The organism is Pseudoalteromonas sp. P1-9 (assembly GCF_001399975.1).
Lineage (GTDB): Bacteria > Pseudomonadota > Gammaproteobacteria > Enterobacterales > Alteromonadaceae > Pseudoalteromonas.
The window spans coordinates 19,135-38,781 of sequence record NZ_LKBD01000006.1 but is presented as its reverse complement, the minus strand read 5'-3'; the positions used below and the strand labels follow the sequence as shown (position 1 = coordinate 38,781).

General features: G+C 36.0%; 15 protein-coding genes. 14 read left to right on the top strand and 1 reads right to left on the bottom strand.

Going from position 1 to position 19,647, the window contains the following annotated elements:
* Positions 1-164: 164 nt before the first annotated feature.
* From AN214_RS06005 to AN214_RS05960, 10 genes are all read left to right on the top strand, one after another.
* Entirely contained in the window at positions 165-2,858 is a 2,694-nt protein-coding gene (locus tag AN214_RS06005; protein ID WP_054978884.1) for an SLBB domain-containing protein, read from the top strand.
* Positions 2,858-3,775, top strand: coding sequence for a Wzz/FepE/Etk N-terminal domain-containing protein (locus tag AN214_RS06000; RefSeq protein ID WP_054978883.1), 918 nt, complete (start codon positions 2,858-2,860; stop codon positions 3,773-3,775). The genes AN214_RS06005 and AN214_RS06000 overlap by 1 nt, the downstream gene beginning before the upstream one ends.
* A gap of 9 nt (positions 3,776-3,784) precedes the next feature.
* Positions 3,785-5,056, top strand: a complete 1,272-nt coding sequence (locus AN214_RS05995; protein ID WP_152960722.1) for an O-antigen polymerase — start codon at positions 3,785-3,787, stop codon at positions 5,054-5,056.
* 16 nt (positions 5,057-5,072) lie between these two features.
* Positions 5,073-6,176 carry a glycosyltransferase family 4 protein gene (locus AN214_RS05990; protein WP_054978881.1) on the top strand — a complete coding sequence of 368 codons (1,104 nt, stop codon included), beginning with the start codon at positions 5,073-5,075 and terminating at the stop codon, positions 6,174-6,176.
* A 31-nt stretch (positions 6,177-6,207) separates the two neighbouring features.
* Positions 6,208-7,284, top strand: coding sequence for a non-hydrolyzing UDP-N-acetylglucosamine 2-epimerase (wecB, locus tag AN214_RS05985; protein ID WP_054978880.1), 1,077 nt, complete (start codon positions 6,208-6,210; stop codon positions 7,282-7,284).
* Positions 7,285-7,297: 13 nt separating this feature from the next.
* Positions 7,298-8,602 (top strand): UDP-N-acetyl-D-glucosamine 6-dehydrogenase, encoded by a 1,305-nt coding sequence (gene wbpA / locus AN214_RS05980; protein WP_054978879.1) that lies wholly within the window; start codon positions 7,298-7,300, stop codon positions 8,600-8,602.
* A 17-nt stretch (positions 8,603-8,619) separates the two neighbouring features.
* Positions 8,620-9,567 carry a Gfo/Idh/MocA family protein gene (locus AN214_RS05975; RefSeq protein WP_054978878.1) on the top strand — a complete coding sequence of 316 codons (948 nt, stop codon included), beginning with the start codon at positions 8,620-8,622 and terminating at the stop codon, positions 9,565-9,567.
* Positions 9,567-10,151, top strand: coding sequence for an acyltransferase (locus AN214_RS05970; protein ID WP_054978877.1), 585 nt, complete (start codon positions 9,567-9,569; stop codon positions 10,149-10,151). Before AN214_RS05975 ends, AN214_RS05970 begins: the two co-directional genes overlap by 1 nt.
* 2 nt (positions 10,152-10,153) lie before the next feature.
* Complete coding sequence (locus AN214_RS05965; RefSeq protein ID WP_054978876.1) at positions 10,154-11,221, top strand: DegT/DnrJ/EryC1/StrS aminotransferase family protein; 1,068 nt, start codon at positions 10,154-10,156, stop codon at positions 11,219-11,221.
* A gap of 202 nt (positions 11,222-11,423) precedes the next feature.
* Positions 11,424-13,694, top strand: a complete 2,271-nt coding sequence (locus tag AN214_RS05960) for a N,N-dimethylformamidase beta subunit family domain-containing protein (RefSeq protein WP_054978875.1) — start codon at positions 11,424-11,426, stop codon at positions 13,692-13,694.
* Between the two features lie 516 nt (positions 13,695-14,210).
* Here the strand turns inward: AN214_RS05960 and AN214_RS05950 are convergent.
* Positions 14,211-15,431 carry a glycosyltransferase family 4 protein gene (locus AN214_RS05950; protein WP_054978873.1) on the bottom strand — a complete coding sequence of 407 codons (1,221 nt, stop codon included), beginning with the start codon at positions 15,429-15,431 and terminating at the stop codon, positions 14,211-14,213.
* Positions 15,432-15,578: 147 nt separating this feature from the next.
* On the opposite strand from AN214_RS05950, the gene AN214_RS05945 reads away from it, so the two are divergent.
* Genes AN214_RS05945 through AN214_RS05930 form a run of 4 tightly spaced genes read left to right on the top strand, consistent with a single transcriptional unit; the run spans position 15,579 to position 19,620 of the window.
* Positions 15,579-16,493, top strand: a complete 915-nt coding sequence (locus tag AN214_RS05945) for an NAD-dependent epimerase/dehydratase family protein (protein WP_054978872.1) — start codon at positions 15,579-15,581, stop codon at positions 16,491-16,493.
* Between the two features lies 1 nt (position 16,494).
* A complete protein-coding gene (locus tag AN214_RS05940) occupies positions 16,495-17,049 on the top strand; it encodes a sugar transferase (RefSeq protein ID WP_054978871.1) in 555 nt (184 codons plus the stop codon).
* A gap of 6 nt (positions 17,050-17,055) precedes the next feature.
* On the top strand, positions 17,056-18,306 hold the full coding sequence (locus tag AN214_RS05935) for a lipopolysaccharide biosynthesis protein (RefSeq protein WP_054978870.1): 1,251 nt from the start codon (positions 17,056-17,058) through the stop codon (positions 18,304-18,306).
* 6 nt (positions 18,307-18,312) lie between these two features.
* A complete protein-coding gene (locus AN214_RS05930) occupies positions 18,313-19,620 on the top strand; it encodes a hypothetical protein (protein WP_054978869.1) in 1,308 nt (435 codons plus the stop codon).
* The last annotated feature ends 27 nt before the right edge of the window (positions 19,621-19,647 follow it).

The window sequence follows — 19,647 nt, the reverse complement described above, 5'->3', positions numbered from 1 at the left end:
TAGGTTTTTTGATGATAATATCCCAAAATGAATGATACGGCTTTAGTTTTCGAATTGATTGTCATTTTTTATCAATATTTGGTATTATCTCGCGTCGATTTTGATAATCAGAACGTCATTTTGTCTAGTTAGGTCCGGTTTTAATTTTATTCAGGGAGATATCAATGTTGCGCTTTGTAAAAGTGTTTTTGGTATATATATTTATAGCGTTTTCAGTAAATGCCTATGCTATATCAAGTCAACAAATGGCTGCATTTAAAAAGCTACCAGCTTCGCAACAAGCTGCATTGGCAAAGCAAATGGGCATTAATCTAAATAGTATTGACCCCTCTAAAAATAATGTTGGAGATCCTGAATTTGATTATCAATCTCAAATAAAATCACCAGATGATAATTTACCTACTTTTGATGATTTCGATGCCAAATTTGAACCTAATGTAGAAAAGGTGAAATTGTATGGTGCAGAAGTTTTTAATAACGCTGAATCAACAGTGCTTTCTCAATCCCTTGCAGCAGTACCGCTTGATTATGTTCTTGTCATAGGGGATGTATTGCATGTAACTTTTTATGGGAAAGAGTCTGAACAATTTGAGTTATCTATAAATTCAAGTGGAAAAATTATTATTCCAGGAATATCACCTGTTAATATTGCAGGTTTAACTCTTCAACAAGCATCTGATGTTATCACCTCCACTGTTCAACGTGAAAAAATTGGGACTCAAGTTACTCTAGCTGTTAGTCAAATTCAGCCTATAAAAGTATTTGTTGCTGGAGAGGTCAATTATCCTGGGGATTATGTACTACCTCCATTCTCAAATATTGTTAGTGCGATAAGTTTTGCTGGTGGCGTAAGTGAGATAGCTTCGTTGAGAAACATTACAGTTCGTAGACAAAATCAACTTGTAACTAAGTTCGATTTATATCAGCTTTTACAAAAAGGAATTGATGGCAATACAACCTTAAGAAATGGAGATGTTGTTTTTGTGCCTTCTTCTAGTAAACAAGTATCTATCCAAGGAGAAGTTAAGCGTCCTGCTATCTATGAGTTGAAAGAGCAAGAGACATATTTCGACGCTATTCAATATGCTGGGGGGTTTTCTCCTTCAGCATTCAAAAAAGTTATTCGTGTTAAACAGTTATCTGGCAATGAAAATACAGTCATTAGATCAGTTGTTCAAGATGAACTTAGCAATGCAACCCCTGTTGATGGCGATGAAATTTATATTGATAAAAAGAGTCAGCAAACAGCTAATAGTATTGCCTTAATAGGCGCGGTTTCTAGGCCCGGTTTTTATCAATGGAGTGACGGATTATCTCTTGCGCGATTATTTAATAACAAAAATAGCATTCTCCTGCCTTTCAGTGATTTAGGGTATGCACTAGTAGTAAGAGAGATTAAAGATAAAATTAAGGTTTTTCAATTTGAACCAAAGTATGTTGAGGATAATGATTTTCTGTTGTCGAAAGGGGACAAAGTTATTGTCTTTAGTCGCTTTGAACTAGAGAAGCATGAAAGAGAAATGCTTGATAATTATGCTTTAACTCAGTCAGATTTTGAGAAAGAAACAAGTATATACAAATGGAATAATTATAAGAAGCGCGCTTTCGAAGATTACATTAGCTCTGAACAAAGTTTTTCAAAGCTGGGTAATGAGAAGGAAGTTAGCAAAAAAGCTGATTTAGTTATATTACCTGAAGTTTCAGTGAAAACACCAGTTTACATTGAAGAGATATTTTCAAGTGAAACGCAAGACGATTTACCTAAGCTTGCATTTTATAGTCGTTCGAAGTTTCTTCCTAAGTTACTTCACCGTTTAATTACACAAAAAACGGGTGTTGAAGGAGCTCATATTGCTGAAATATCAGGTCGTGTTAAATACCCTGGTTTGTATCCAATCCCTGTTAATGGAAAAGTATCCGATCTTATTAATGCCGCAGGTGGCTTAATTGAAGGGGCATACTTAGAACAAGCTGAGCTTTCGCGTCAGACTTTAGAAAGTGAATATTTGTCTGTAAATAATATTGCTGTTGACCTAGATAGTATTTTATCAGGCGATAAATCAGCTGATATAGAGTTGAAAGGAAGGGATTATTTAAATATTTTCCAAATACCTAATTGGCAAGAAAATATCTCTGTAACGTTAAATGGTGAAGTTAAGCTACCTGGTAAATATACAATCAGGAAAGGTGAAACTTTAAAAGAGGTAATTGAACGAGCTGGTGGCTTTACTGAGTTTGCCGATATCGGTGCAATAGTTTTCACTCGTGAATCTTTAAGATTAAAAGAACGTGAGCAAATTAAGCAATTAGCTGACTCAATGAAAAAAGACTTAATTACAAATAATCTGAACTCTGAAAATAGTATTCTTGGCACATCAAATACATCAGGAATAGATAAGCTTATTGATCAGCTTTCAGATATTGAAGCTGTTGGTCGTTTGGTCGTTGATGTTGACTCAGTGCTTAACAATGAAATTGATTTGCTTTTAGAAAATAAAGATGCCCTCTATATACCCAGTAAAAAGCAGTCTGTTAATGTTATCGGAGAGGTATTTGTCTCTACATCTCATTTACATCAAGAAAACTTTAATGTTGATGATTACATCGGTTTAAGTGGAGGAATGAAAGATAAAGCTGCTGAAGATAAAGTCTTTATCGTAAAAGCTAGTGGTAAAGTTGTTATACCTAATAACAACAGCTGGTTTGCTGTTAATGAGCAGCAATCCCAAATTCAGCCAGGCGATACAATAGTTGTTCCTCTTGATAGTCAGTACAAAGATAATTTAACACTTTGGACTCAAGTTACTCAGATTGTTTATCAATTAGGTGTAGCTGTTGCAGCAATAGGTAGCTTGTAATGAACACTGCTAATAATATTCAAGAAGTATCTATAACAGATTTGGTTTTAGCACTATGGCAACAAAAGCTTAAAATATCTTTTGGTGTAATTCTTTTTGCTGTAGCTTCAGTGTTTTATGCTCTTTCATTGCCGAACATGTATCGTTCTACTGTAACTACAGTTCCTGCAGAATCTAATGGTTCTAATGCGCTTTCTTCCATTGCTGGGCAATTTGGTGGTCTAGCTTCTTTGGCTGGTGTAAATCTGGGGGGGAATGACTCAAACTTAACCATTACACTTGAAACAATGAAAAGCAGAGAATTTTTGACTTCTCTTATTGAGACCTATGATCTAAAAAAAGAGCTCTTTGCGATAGAAAGCTGGAGTTATTTAAGTAAAGAGTATACTTATAATCAAGACGTCTTCGATATTGAGAATAATTTATGGGTAAGAGAAGTTCCTTTACCTAAAGTGTCCGAGCCGAGCTTACTTGAAGCTTATATCGAACTAAAAAGTGAATTCTTAAATATTCAGCATGATCCTAAAACTAATGTTATTACAATCAATGTTACGCATTATTCGCCTTATTTTGCACAAGAGTTATCAAGCAATATTGTCAAAGAAATAAACTTAAAAATGAAGAGAAACGATATTGAGGAAGCTGATAAGAGTATTAAATATCTGAAGGAAATGATAGATGAAACTAGCGTATCAAAGCTAAGAGAGGTTTTCTTCACTCTAATAGAGCAACAGGAACAAAAGAGAATGCTTGCAAGTATTCAAAAGGAATATGCTCTAAAAGTAATTGACCCTGCTGTTGTTGCTGAAGAAAAAGCATCACCGAAAAGGGCCTCAATTGTAATTTTAGGTTGTGTTTTAGGCTTTTTAGTTTCAATTTTTATAATTTATCTAGAATCAATTATAAGAAAAAAGTGATACGCAGACTTGGAAAACTCTAAATCAACAATAACAATTTTGGCTTTATTGTACTTTTTTTTACTAGGAGCTGTTCAATACTTCTATGTAGGTACTTTATTTGGCTATTTCCAATTCAAATCTGAGTTTAGTTTATTTAATCTAGCACTTTCAATATTTAGTATATTGTCTGTCTATGTGTTACTGAACCCAAGAGGTTTAGCTATTGCGTATAGTCAGGTGCTTTATGTGTTGATCTTGATCCCAAGCTTAGTTTTATTTACCTTCGGTGGTGCTAGTATAGAGTTTTTTTTCATAACTTTTCTTTCTACACTCATAGTGGCTTTTTTTGTGACATATATGAAGCCGCCTGTTGTTACTGGTTACCAATTTAATACTGATACATTGTTGTTAATTTTTATAGCTATTTCTGTACTTTACATTCTTAGCATTGTAGCTCAAGGAGGCCTCTCATATTTGAACTTTAACTTATCAAAAGTTTACGATTATAGAGGTGCTGCGGCGGATAATTTACCTAGCTTTTATAAGTATTTGAGTCCATTGGTTGGAAAGGTGCTTGTTCCTTTAATAATTGTAATGTCTGTTATTAAAAGAAAGATATTCTATATGCTCATTGGGGTTGGCTGTTCAGTAATGATATTCGGATTAACCTCCCATAAAGCTCCCGTGATTTATCCGATTCTTGTTTTAGCCTTGTATTATATGCCATGGCGAAACTTACCAATTTACATGCTATCTGGGGTCATTTTTATTTGTATAGTTTCCTTTTGGGACTTTTATATGATGGCTAATTCATCTAGTCCATATTTCGGATGGTTTGGCTCGATACTAAGTCGAAGAGCACTATTGATCCCTGCTCACTTGAATAGTATGTATATAGAATTTTTTTCCCAAAACCCAGTATATTTATGGTCAGAGAGTAAATTTAGTTTTGGCTTGTCAGAAATGCCATACAAATTGCCATCAGTTTTTATGATTGGATATAATTTTTATGGTGATATGGAGATATCAGCAAACACTGGTTGGATTGGCTCTGGATTTGCTAATTTCCGTATCTATGGAGTAATTATTTACTCTGTAATATTGGGTTCCATATTAGCTTATTTTAGTGCGTTAGGTGATAGAATCGGTCAGAAGTTCGTTTTTGGTGCAACTTTCGTTGTGGTTATTACGCTTTTTTCATCGACTGACTTAACGACAGCTTTGTTAACTCATGGTTTGCTAGCTTTGTTGTTTATAATGCTTTTCTTCAGAGAGAATGCTATGAGTGGAAATGTTTAAGGATTAAAGAGCAACTATGAAAGTTACACATCTAACCTCTGTTCATTTTCGTTACGATACTCGCATATTTGTTAAAATGTGTAAGACATTAGCTTCACAGGGGTGCGATGTTTCTCTAATTGTGGCTGATGGCAAAGGAAATGAACTTCTTGATGGCGTTTCTATAGAGGATGTAGGCCCGAAAACTGGAGGACGTCTAAGACGCGCATTCAAAACTGTATATGATGTATATAGGGCTGCACTAAAGAATAATGCTGATATATATCATTTGCATGATCCCGAGCTTTTATTAATAGCATTTCTCCTAAAGCGTAAAGGGAAAAAAGTAATATTTGACTCACATGAAGACTTTCCATTACAACTTTTGAGTAAACCCTATTTAAATAAATATATAGCGAAGCTTATGTCAACTTTTGCAACACAGTTTGAAAAAGTTATCTGTTCAAAATTAGATGGTGTAATTGCGGCTACCCCATATATTAGGGACAAATTTTTAGCGATAAATAGCAACTCAATTGATGTTAATAATTATCCAAAATTAGATGAGTTTGAATTTCCAAGCTTAGTAAAAGAGCCTAGGAACTATATTACCTACATCGGAGGTTTGAGTCGTGTCAGAGGAATAGCTGAATTAGTAAAATCGTTAAAGTGGGTAAATGGCGATACTCAATTATGTTTAGCTGGCAGTTTTTCTGAAAAAAATTTAGAAGATGAGGTCAGGCAGGATGCTAGTTGGGAAAGCAAAGTAGACTTTCTAGGTTGGATTGATAGAAATAAGGTGGCGTCAGTACTTTACTCTGCAAAAGCGGGTATCGTGACATTACACCCTATCATTAACTATCAAGACGCTTTACCAGTTAAAATGTTTGAATATATGGCTGCAGGAGTACCAGTTATAGCGTCTAATATACCTTTATGGAGTGAAATAATAACGAGCGCCCAATGCGGCATATGTGTCGATCCATTTAAACCAGATGAAATAGCAAAAGCGATTAATTATATTTGCGAAAATCCAGAAAAAGCGGAAGCTATGGGACAAGCTGGAAAGCTCGCGGTAAAAAGTAAATATAATTGGAATGTTGAATCAAATAAGCTAATTCAATTCTACGAATGTATTTAACATTCAATATTTTTATCTAAGAAAGAATTAAATGATTAAAGTTGTTACAGTAATAGGTGCTAGACCTCAATTTGTGAAGGCAGCAGTGGTTTCAAAAGCACTCAAAAATACAAACTGCATCGACGAAGTGATTGTTCATACAGGTCAGCACTTTGATGCAAATATGAGTGATGTTTTTTTTGAACAAATGGAAATCCCAAAGCCTCATTATTCATTAGATATTAACTCTGGCGGTCATGGTGATATGACCGGTAAAATGTTAATTGAAATCGAAAAGGTGTTGTTAAAAGAGCAGCCTGATTGGTTGCTTATCTATGGTGATACTAATTCTACATTGGCTGGCGCATTAGCGGCGTCAAAACTTCATGTTAAAGTAGCACATGTAGAGGCTGGTTTACGAAGCTTTAATATGAAAATGCCAGAAGAAGTGAATCGCATTTTATCAGATCGAGTGAGTTCCCTGTTATTATGCCCAACGGAAACTGCTAAACTTAACTTGCTAAACGAAGGTTATGAGAACATAGATACATGTATCGACGTATGTGGCGATGTTATGTACGATGCTGCGCTTTATTATTCTCAAAAAGAAAGTGATTCTGTTGAAGTTAATGCGTTACTAGATAAAGGTACACCTTTTGTTCTCGTAACTATTCATCGCGCTGAGAATACGGACGATAAAATTCGCTTAGAGAACATATTTTCTGCACTTGAGTCAATACACCAAAACGTTGAAGTAGTGCTACCGCTTCATCCTAGAACACGTAATAAACTTGCTCAAATAGACTTAAAACCGAATATTACGTTTGTTGAACCTCTCGGCTACATCGAAATGCTGAAATTATTAAGGCATTGTGAATTAGTGATTAGTGATAGTGGTGGTTTACAAAAAGAAGCCTTTTTCTTTGATAAATACTGCATAACTGCGAGGGATGAAACTGAGTGGGTGGAATTGGTTAATGCAAATGTAAACTTTTTAGTAGGCGCTAATAAAGAATTATTGTTAGACAAATATAAAGAAGTTAAGAATTTAGCGTTTCCTAAAGACGTTGAAAAGTTTTATGGATTAGGTGACGCATCTGAAAAAATAGCTCAGATGTTGTTAAAATAGAGAATAGAATTGTATGAAGAATCAATTGATTAATAAGTTTGGTAATAAAACCGCCAAAATAGGTATTGTTGGGCTTGGCTATGTAGGCTTGCCATTGATGTTAAGATATAATGCGATTGGATTTGACGTTCTGGGCATTGATATTGACCAGACTAAAGTCGATGCGTTATTAAATGGTCAAAGTTATATAGAGCACATCTCACCTTCTTCTATTCAGCAAGCGTTGTCTAATGGTTTTGATGCAACTACTGACTTTTCAAGAGCATCTGAATGTGATGCGTTAATTCTGTGTGTACCCACGCCACTGAATAAGTACCGTGAGCCAGATTTAAGTTTTGTCATTGATACAACAGAAGCACTCGCGCCATATTTTAGAAAAGGGCAAGTGTTGTCACTGGAAAGTACAACTTATCCAGGTACCACTGAAGAAGAGTTACTCCCGCGAGTTGAAGCGCGTGGTTTTACCGTTGGTGAAGACTTTTTCTTAATCTATTCACCAGAGCGTGAAGACCCAGGCAATCCAGACTTTGAAACACGTACGATACCAAAGGTATGCGGTGGTCATACAGCGGCTTGTGCTGAAGTAGGTGTTGCACTGTATGCGCCTGCGATTGATAAAGTTGTGCCAGTGAGTTCAACCAAAGCCGCTGAGATGACAAAGCTGTTAGAAAACATTCACCGTGCTGTCAATATCGGTCTTGTTAATGAAATGAAAGTTGTAGCGGATCGCATGGGCATTGATATTTTTGAAGTTGTTGATGCCGCGGCAACCAAGCCATTTGGTTTTACACCGTATTATCCAGGCCCTGGTTTAGGTGGTCACTGTATTCCGATTGACCCATTTTATTTAACTTGGAAAGCGCGCGAGTATGGTTTACATACGCGTTTTATCGAATTATCCGGTGAAGTTAATACGGCGATGCCTGAATATGTCGTTAATAAGTTAATGGATGGCTTAAATCAGCATGGTAAAGCATTAAAGGGTAGTAAGGTACTTGTGCTCGGTATTGCTTATAAAAAGAATGTTGATGATATGCGTGAATCGCCATCAGTTGAAATTATGGAATTAATTGAAGCGAAAGGTGCTGACGTGGCGTATTCAGATCCTCATGTACCGGTTTTCCCTAAAATGCGCGAGCATAACTTTGATTTGTCTTCGGTTGCGTTGATACCTGCGTCGGTAGCAGAGTTTGATGCTATCGTGTTAGCAACAGATCACGATAAGTTTGATTACAGCTTAATCAAAGAAAACGCCCAGTTATTGGTAGATACGCGAGGCAAGTATAGAGCGCCTGCAGACCACATTATCAAAGCCTAGATTGAAGAGGATTTTCAGTGAAGAATTTTGCCCTTATTGGTGCGTCAGGTTACATCGCACCACGTCATATGAAAGCGATTAAAGAAACAGAAAACCATTTATCGGTGTGTTTTGATATTAATGATTCAGTTGGCATTATTGATAGCATTTCACCACAAAGTGAAATGTTTACAGAGTTTGAGCGTTTTTATGACTTTGCCCACACATTGAAACGAGATGTAAATACCCAACTCGATTATGTATCGGTGTGTTCACCAAACTACTTACACCATTCTCACATTACAGCGGGTTTGCGTTTAGGTTGTGATGTGATTTGTGAAAAGCCGTTAGTACCAACTATTGAGCAACTTGACGATTTAGCGTTAGTTGAAAAAGAAACGGGCCGTAAAGTATATAACATTCTACAACTGCGCCATCATCAAGCGATTTTAGACTTAAAAGAGCAAGTAGCGAACGCAACTTCAGATGAAAAGCATGAGGTTGAACTGACTTACATTACATCACGTGGTAAGTGGTATATGGAAAGTTGGAAAGGCGACCCGCGTAAATCGTTTGGTGTAGCAACCAATATCGGTGTTCATTTCTTCGATATGCTGCACTTTATTTTTGGTGATTTACAGCGCAATGACCTTCATTTTATGAATGAAGATAAGGCGTCTGGTTATTTAGAGTATGAAAAAGCTCGTGTTCGCTGGTTCTTATCGATTGATGCCAGTGATTTACCAGATTCGGTAAAAGGAAAGCAACCAACATTCCGTTCAATTACTTGCGATGGCAATGAGCTGGAATTCTCAGGCGGCTTTACTGACTTACACACTGTGAGTTACCAAGAGATTTTAGCTGGACGCGGTTATGGTATTGAAGATGCGCGTCATTGTGTGCAAACCGTTGAGGGAATTCGAAAAGGTAAAGTGCATATTGAATCTGAAGCGGAAGTTCACCCGTTTGCTAAAGAATTAATCTAATGAGTAGCTATACAGTACACGACAGCGCCATCGTTGATGATGGCGCATTAATTGGCGACAACACCCGCGTTTGGCACTTTGTGCATGTGTGTGGTGGTGCTCAAATTGGGCAAGGCTGCTCACTTGGTCAGAATGTGTTTGTTGGCAATAAAGTTACTATTGGTAACAACGTTAAAATTCAAAATAATGTGTCGGTTTACGATAATGTTCACTTAGAAGACGACGTATTTTGTGGACCAAGTATGGTGTTCACCAACGTGTATAATCCGCGTTCGTTTATCGAACGCAAAACGGAATACAGAGACACATTGGTGAAAAAAGGAGCCACCTTAGGAGCCAATTGCACGGTAGTTTGTGGTGTTACCATTGGTGAATATTCACTGGTTGGCGCAGGTGCTGTAGTTAATAAAGATGTGCCGCCATTTGCTTTGATGGTAGGCGTACCTGCAAAACAAATTGGTTGGATAAGTAAATATGGCGAGCAGTTGCCACTGCCGTTAACAGGTAATGCTCAAGCGGTGTGTGAGCACACTGGTGAGAAGTATTGTTTGAAAGATGGTCAGCTATCAGTAGAGATGGATTAATAATGCAGTTTATCGATTTACAAACACAATATAAGCACCTGCAAGACAAAATAGATGCGCGCATTCGCACTGTGCTGGAACATGGCAAATATATAATGGGTCCAGAAGTGCACGAGTTAGAGCAACAGCTTGCTGAGTATGTTGGTGTTAAGCATGCAATCACCTGTGCTAATGGCACCGATGCGCTGCAACTCACCATGATGGCATTTGATATCAAAGCTGGTGATGCTGTTTTTTGTCCTACTTTTACGTTCTTTGCAACGGCAGAAGTGGTTGCGTTTGCGGGAGCTACTCCAGTATTTGTGGACTCTGATGAGGCGACATTTAATATTTGCCCGCAAGACTTAGAGCGTCAAATTGAAAAAGTGATTGCTGAAGGTCAGCTAACACCGAAAGCGATAATCGCAGTTGATTTGTTTGGTTTACCGGCAAACTACCCAGAATTAGAGCGCATTGCTAATAAGTTTGGTTTAAAACTTATTGAAGATGCAGCACAGGGCTTTGGTGGCGAAATTAATGGACAAAGGGCAGGCAGTTTTGGCGATATCGCCACGACTAGTTTCTTCCCTGCAAAACCACTAGGCTGTTATGGTGATGGTGGCGCCTTGTTTACCAATGATGACGAACTTGCTGAATTATTACGCTCTTACCGAGTACACGGCAAGGGAAGCGATAAGTATGACAATATCCGCATTGGTATGAATAGTCGTTTAGACACCATTCAGGCTGCGATTTTATTAGAGAAATTAGCTGAGTTTCCCACTGAATTAGTGAAGCGAAATAAAGCTGCAGAAAAGTATACAGCGGAACTCTCTGCGCGTTTTAACACACCACATGTACCAGCTGGTTACTTAAGTTCTTGGGCGCAATATACACTTGTTGATGAAAATCGCGATGCAATAATGGCAGAGTATAAAGCACAAGGTATCCCGACCATGATTTATTATGGTACGTGCATGCATGAGCAAACCGCATTTAAAAATCTGGGTTACAGTCATGGAGACTTTCCAGTTGCAGAGCGACTAGCAAGGCAAGTATTTAGTTTACCGATGCATCCTTACTTGACGTAGTTAGTTGAAAGTGAGAGTATTTTAGCGTTTAAAGGATTGAACTAAGTATTTGAAAATATGGAATTTGATTTTTTTCGTGGCTAATCTCAAATCCAATGTTGATTAGAATAATTTCATAAATTTCAATATTAGCTTTTCGTAAAAGAAAGTTTATCACGCCTTAGTTTAATCGATTTAGTTTTAGATTAAATAAAGGCTGTTAATGAAAAAAATACTCTCGTACATCTCAATATTGATACTGATTGCATCTTGTGGAAAAAATAGCGGAGAAAATCAACCGCCAGTAATCGATACGTTAGCTAATATAGTTGCAAACGAAGGCGATGTTGTCACTTTACCATCAACTATCTCAGATCCTGATGGAAATATTACTGATATTCAATGGCGTCAAACTAGTGGAGTTTCAGTTCAACTTGAAAATGCAAATCAATCAATAGCTACCTTTACTGCTCCTCGCATTACACAAGATCAAACATTATTTTTTGAAGTGGTAGCAAGAGACAATAAAGGGGCATCTTCACAAAACAAAATTTCAGTGAAAATTGTGAATTACAATTTTTCGCCCGAAATTTCATTGATCGAAAAGCAAACCGTTATGGCGGGGGAACATATAGTTATTAGTGCTGAAATACAAGACAAAGACGGTGAGGTTGCAACTATTCAGTGGAATCAAACTCAAGGCCCATCTGTAAAGTGGAATTCAGATTACGGAAAGCTTTACGTTACAGCTCCTTCTACGCAAAGTGAGCATCCAATCGAAGTCGCATTTAACGTGTCCGCAACAGATGATGATGGTGAATCTACCACTAAAGAGACAGTATTAGTAATAACTCCTTTGGTAATTGGCGAAGGACAAGATACTGATAAAGATGGATATTCCGATAGTTGGGAGCGCACATTTCAATTTGATTATTTAGACGACACATCAAAGCCTTTTGATCAGGAGCTAAAACACAAAAAATTATTGGAATTGGAACAGTCTTATCAAGGCACAACTGATTGGCATATCACTAATAATTCACCTAAGCTTTCAGCACCATCGAAAGTTAGTTTATTAACCTTCACTGACAAACCTTGGTACAACAAACAAGACTCTATTTCAATTTATGCGTCAGGGAAAGCAAGTAACGCTTCTATAGAAATTTTCAGATTTGGCTACTATGGAGGTGCGCTTGCGACGCTTAAATATAAGAATTCAATGACAATATTTGCCCAGGATGAGTGTAAGCGACCGATAGATAATTCTTATTACAATCGATGTGACTGGAAAAAAGGTTTGGAATTTAAGATTCCTCGTCATTGGTTGAGTGGTTTGTATATGCTCAAAGTAAAGGATGAAAAATCACAATTAACCGCCACGTCTTTGTTTTTAATTCAGGGAGTTAGCAATAAGACCGAGCCAAATTTTTGGGAAGACGGTGAATCTCTATTTATTTCAGCTTTTGTGACAGAAGTTGGTGCTTACAACGTAGGAGTTTCCGATCCAAGTATTGGTGCTAGCTTCTACCGAGCTATTGACTCTAATGGTAAATCTGTAAGCATGGATTATACAGGAAATACTGAACATGTTTTAGGCTTTAAGCGGCCTCAGACATATAGAGCTCAACGATATGTTTTACTCTCACATTTATCAGTTATTGCTAACTTTGAGAAAGAAAATTTTGCCGTAACATATATGTCCGATTGGGAGCAAAATAAAGAACTTATTAAGCAAGTAATAGCATCAGGTAAACGAACTATAATAGATGTTGGGCACAGTGAATATCATACTGACAATATGCGACAGAGTATCGAAGTTTTATCAGAGGTGGGTAAGGTAAAGTGGCTTTCTATTAATGCTGCGAACACTCGGTTTGAAAAAATATTAAAAGGATCACAGTGTGGTGAACATTATGCTGACATCTCAGATGATATAATTTTTTGTCGTCCGAATAACCGAACAAGAACGAAATTTGCGAATACTCTTAGTGACCCAGAAACTAAGTACTTTGGCTCACGCTATGTTGCGGGTTCGAGTGGTAGCGTAACGCCTGTTGTAATCGACCCCAGCTCTACTGTAATTAAAGGTGATACAAGTTATTTCTATAAAGAGACGGATATGAGTCCATCAGATTTTCCTTTTGAAATTAATAACTATGGCTTTATTGAAACAGATACTAGATTAGATGATGCAAAATATGGTCATGTACTTCCATTCGAAAATTCTTTAAAGGATTTTTTAATTATTGGAAAAGGATTCTTCCCAAACTTAGACACGTATTCGGTGGATCCTACTTATATTCGTTTGATAAATTGCTCCCAATTACTGCATGGAGCATCATTAGGCTCAGGATTTGCCTTGACTCCAAAAGAGTCCTTAGAAACATTTGCGGTAGGTAGGGAAATGAAAGGGGAATATAATTTAACCTATGCTCGAATGATAAATAATTTCATTAAAGATAATGATGAAGGCGCTGACGTAAACTGTCATTAAATATTATCGTTTGTTATTGACTAGAGCAGCCTAGTCAATAACAAGCATAGTCTAATACAACTAAGTGATTGCGGTCCCCTTATTTGCAGCAGTATACTCTTTTCTCTCTCCTTACCAAGTCGTATCAGTAATAATTTTAGGCCTTTTACTAAAAAATTAATTCATTGTTATTTATTATTGTAATCGTTGTTGCGAACTTATGAGAACAAAAATTGTATTTGCAATTGTAATCACACTTAATTTTTCCAATTTAAATCTAACTGCAGATGAGTGTGGTTTTGAGCAAGTATATTTTAACCCTTTTACTCTTCTGAGCGGCAATATTGTAGTGGTCAAACTAATATTGGCAAGTGTTCTACTTTTAGTTAAACCTTTATACGTCTGAAGGTGAAATAAATCGAGCACTATACAGTATTATTGGGTTTTGGCTGCATCGAAAAAAACGCTTTATTAAATCATGCTTTAAATTACATGCTTGGTTATGATGTGTGATGTAAAATTTTTACAACGCATCATTTAAATAACTTTAATTTTGTTAAGAAAATTTTCAGCTATTCTTTGGCGATCAAAGTTTTCAGCAACGTATTTTCTACCACTAATTCCTTTTTTATGAATTTCATCGATATTGGAACTGATAAACTCTATTTTATTTACTAGATCGCTCAAGTTTTCTGGTTCAAAATACCAGCCAGCATTAGCTTGTTCAATAAATAGTTCCCTAGCTTCCCCGTCAACCCCCAGTAAAATGGGCTTTTCCATGGCAAGGATTTCGAATATTTTAGACGGGATAGCCCCTTTAAAAATGGGTAAGTTCTTAAGTGGTACTAGTGATATATCTATTTCACTGATAATTGCGGGTATTTCTTGTTTTGAAACAGGCTCGGCAAATACAACATTGTCTGCATTAAGCTCGACTCTCAACTGCTTTAATTCTTGGCTTAAAGGCCCATCACCAAGAATTACAAACTTCACTCTTTCGTTATTAGTTTGGGTAGCGGCTCGAATGATAAGGTCTAGACCTTGCGCATGGCCAAGTATGCCGCCATAAAAAAAGACCAAATCGTCAGGTGCAATATTGTATTTCTTTCTAAAAGCCCCTGTATTTTTTATTTTACTCGGATTTAAGTCAGTTAGGTTTGCACCATTGGGTAACCAATAAACATCTTTGTTAGGGAACCTGTCACTAATATCTTTAACAATTCCTTGAGTTTGTCCTGCTACTAAACAGGCTGTTTGGTAACACTTTTTCTCGAGATTATATGCGAGTTTTAGTAAGTGTTTATTAGTAACAATACCAAGCTTTTCAGCACTTTCGGGCCATAGGTCCGAAACATTAAAGATCAACTTTGCATTTAGCTTCTTACTTAAAGCTATAGCTGTGTAACCTAAAAATAGTGGAGGCGAGTTACACAAAATGAAATCAAAGTTATCTAACGTTCTTCCTTTTAAATATGAACTAATAGTAAAAGAAAAATAATTCAACAAGCGGTGAAAAATAGATTTCTTCTTGCTAACAAAAATTTTGGTTCTGTGTACAGGAATACCGTCAATTTCCTCGAAATGGTAGTTTTTACCTTGGTACTCTTCAAATATTTCCATTTTTGGATAGTTTGGCATAGCAGTTAAAACTGTGACATCTACACCAAGTTTTTTTAGTCTTACTGCTAATTCGTAAAGACGATTTTGAGGAGCACCGGTTTCTGGTGGGAAGTACTGTGAAAGAATTAGCAGTTTCATTATAAACCTAAAAAGCTGTTGGGGTTCAATATAATTCGTGAGGGCGGAAATGGTACTCTTGTTAATATTAAAGTCAATTTTAAGAGAAGTTTTTTACCACTTTTTAAGTGTATAATTCATGAAAGTTGTAAATGCTAGAATTATTTAATGGTTAATATTTTAATAACGGGAACAACAGGGTTCGTTGGATGTGAGCTTGTTAACTCTTTAGCTTCTAATCCTAATTATTCTCTTTTTGAATTAAGGCGCAATAAAAACAGTCATCCTCCCGAGTGGGTTGATAACCTACTTTATGTTGATGGCTTAGAGTTGGTAAGCAACTGGAGTAAGCTTTTAAATAATATCGATGTCGTAATACATGTCGCAGGTCTTGCCCATAATAAAGCAAGGAATGATGAGCACCTTTTTGACGTTAATTGCAATGCGACGAATTTACTTGCAAAAGGAGCAAAAGAAGCTGGTGTTAAGCACTTTGTGTTTTTAAGTTCTATAGGAGTCTGTGGCAATAATAGCGAAGGAGATAAATTTAATGAGCAATTTGAAGAGCCTCACAATGCTTATTCTCTTTCGAAAAAGTCTGCTGAACAGATGATCAAAAAGGTTTGTCAATCTGGGCAAATGAAATTTACGATTGTTAGACCTCCCCTAATTTATGGGAAAGGTGCTGAAGGAAATTTTGCATTATTAAGTAAATTAATAGACAAAATACCGTTTGTGCCATTTGGCTTATGTTCAGCAAAACGTAGCTTTATCTCTATATACAACTTAATTGATTTTATTGAAGTAATTACAGTTAAAGGCGGTGAAAACCAAACCTATGTGATAAGTGATGGAGATGATTTGTCTACCAAAGAGTTTGTGAGGTTATTAGCTATAGCCAAAAATAAGCGTATATATCAGATGCCTTTTCCTAAATTTGCATTTATGTTATTAGGTAAAAGTAGTATGATACCTCAATTATTCTCTCCATTAGAAATTGATATATCGAAGGCTAAGAGCAATTTAAATTGGTCACCAAAATACACGCCTGCAGAGTCAATGATACGGATATTTAATCACTAATATGTTATTTAGATTTTTTGATATAGTGCTATCCACTATAGGTATTTTACTACTTTTCCCTGTATTTTTAGTAATCATGCTTGTCGGTTATTTGGATACAGGGTCTCCGCTGTTTAGACAGCAGCGTGTAGGTAAAAATAAAAAACCATTTACGTTAATTAAATTTCGAACAATGAATGTTGATACAAAATCAGTTGCAACGCACCTTGCTGATGCTAATGCTGTAACTAAAATGGGAGCGTTCTTGCGAAGAACTAAGCTAGACGAGCTTCCACAATTATTTAATGTTATTCTTGGGCAAATGAGTTTGGTTGGCCCTCGCCCTGGTTTATATAATCAAAAAGAGCTTCTTGAAGAGCGTTCTGCGGCTGGTGTGTTTGATATTCGTCCTGGTATCACAGGTTATGCACAAATAAATGAAGTAGATATGTCAACACCTAAAAAGTTAGCGAAATATGATGCAGAGATGATTAGAACCCTTTCGGTCAAGACATACTTTATGTACATATTTAAAACAGCGCTCGGTAAAGGTGGCGGTGATAGAGTAAAGCAATAGCGCTTTATGAAAATAAGTTACTTTCTAAAGTCAATAATTACGCTTGTATCTGGTACTGCTGCTGCTCATCTTATTACTCTAGCTGCACTACCAATTATTTCTCGATTGTATACAAAGGAACAGTTTGGTGAGTTGGCTGTTTTAATGAGTAGTAGTGGCATTTTAGCTATAATAATGACTTTAAAATTAGAAGTAGCTCTTTTTAATCGCTCAAAGCGAGTTGAAAGAGAGGCTATTGTCTATACCGCTATTGTTCTTTCATTGTGTTTTCTTTTAACTTTAACCGTTACTGCCTTTGTTTTTGAAAGTCGCTTTTTAGATTTTTATAAAAATAAGCTTTCAGCTTTTACACTCTTTTTTATTCCTTTAGCTGCTTTTATGATTGCTTTATTTAATGTAATTACAAATTTTGTGATTGTAGATAAGCAGTTTAAACATGTTGCAAAAGTTAAGGTGCAACGATCATTAGCACAAGCTTTATTGCAGTTTTGTTTTTCAATTATGTCAATTGGTCTCGTTGTTGCGGAAACTTTAAGTAGGGCTGTTGGTATTTTCTCGCTTTTTAGGAGGGGGTTGGCTGAAAAAGAATTAAAAACGTACAAAGTAGAAACCTTCATTGAAACTATAAAATTAAATAAAAGGTTTTTAAAGTTTACGTCTTTAGCTGCTTTTTTTAACGTGGCATCACTGCAGATACCTACATTGTTTATCGCCGCTAATTTTAGCTTTTCTGGAGCTGGAATTTACTTGATGACAAACAGGTTAGTTGCTTTACCTGTTAACCTGATAGGTCAGTCTATGGCTCAGGTTTATTCAAGTGAATTTGGCATAAAAAAGCATGAATATAATGCTTTGATAGAGCTATTCAAAAGGGTTGTTTTCAAAAGCTTTATTTTTTCAAGTGTTATTTTTATTCTGGGTGCTTTATTGTCAGAATGGCTCATTGTTATCATTTTGGGTGAGCAGTGGGTTCAAGTTTCTGAATTCATTATTATTTTAACGCCAATGTTAATATTTCAATTTTCGGTAACTCCCATTTCTAACACATTAAATATGTTAGAGTGTCAGCATTTAATGTTATTTTGGGACTTTTTTAGACTATCTTCAGTTTTATTTGTTACCTTGATGACAATTTCATATAACTTGGATGTTGAACAATTTCTAGTTGGTTATTCAATTGTTCTTTCTCTTTGTTATCTTATTTTGTTGATATTGTCTTGGTATAAACTAAAACAGAAAACTCATATGCCTAGGTAAGTTACAATGTTTAAAAACGTATTTTTAATATTATTGGCTTTAAGTATCTATGGTTGTTCTGATGAAGACCATGTAAAAGATTTAAAAACAAAACATTCATCAGAATTTCAAAGTACTTGGAATGAGAACATTTCAGATGTAATTGCAGATCCTCTTTGGCATGCTGATTACGCATATGATGCTTCAACAAGTCTTATGTTGCCTATGCATTATGCATTTTCTCATAGAGATCGTTTCAAAGATGACCCAACGATTGAATTCGATTTGTTCTTTAACCTTTTAGAATTAGAGTTTATTCCTGAAAATATTGAAAATAGAGTTACACGAACTCAGTTTTTATATTTTATTACTCAGTATTTGAAGCTTAATCACACTCGAATTTTAAAAAATGACTTTATGCTCAGACTGTTTTATAAAGTCGAAAAAAGCTTAATTGATATGTGGTTTGAAGAGCAAGCTGTTCATTGGGACAAAAAATTAGACTTTAAAGGTATTAAGCAGCGTCTTAATTGGAAGTTAGAAACTGCAGAAACAGAAAAAGCGTTTTACAGAGCTGTTATTGATGAAGAATGGGCATCTCTTGTCGCTTTAAGTGATCTAATTTATATAAGTCGCCAAATCGGTGTTCCCTTATTATTTAATGAAACTGAAATAGTTAACACTGGAGAAAGGTTAATTCAGGAGTTTGGTATATATATTGATGAGGAATTTTATTTTCAAAAAGGGGTTTGGTTTGATCACCCTGATTATATTTATGCCGGAAATGAGGAAATATACCCTGACATAACCCCTTTTCCTGTTTTTGACATTGCAATTGATTCCTCGCATTCTCACCGCTTACCTTTATGGCTTACTTCGTTAGAAGATGTAGCTATTAATAAATCACTTTTTCAACAAGCAAAACATGGGCTAAAGGCTACATTTGAAAAGCGAGTTTTTCAAAGTGTTTATGAAGCAGGTGAAACTTTATTTTTACAAACTAATTTTATGGATGGCACCAATGGTGTTTATCGATATAACTACGATACCCAAGGTGAAGGGAATGGTTACCAAGCTTATGAGTTATCAGGCACTTTGTTTGTGGGCTACTATGCCTTTTTGGACTCAAAAGTTTATTCTGAAAGTATGAAGCAAACTCGTTCGTTGTTCCCTTTGTCAGATACAGCGTTACAGTATTATATTGGCCCTAATACAACTAGAAATCGACATGTGAAATTTAGATGGCCTGATTATTTTAATAACGGTTTCGCTCTATTGTTTGCTGGTGTAGTGGGCTGTTATAATGCACCTTTCCCTGAATGTGAAGCCAATTAGTTTTACCTTTACCAAATTTCAATTTTT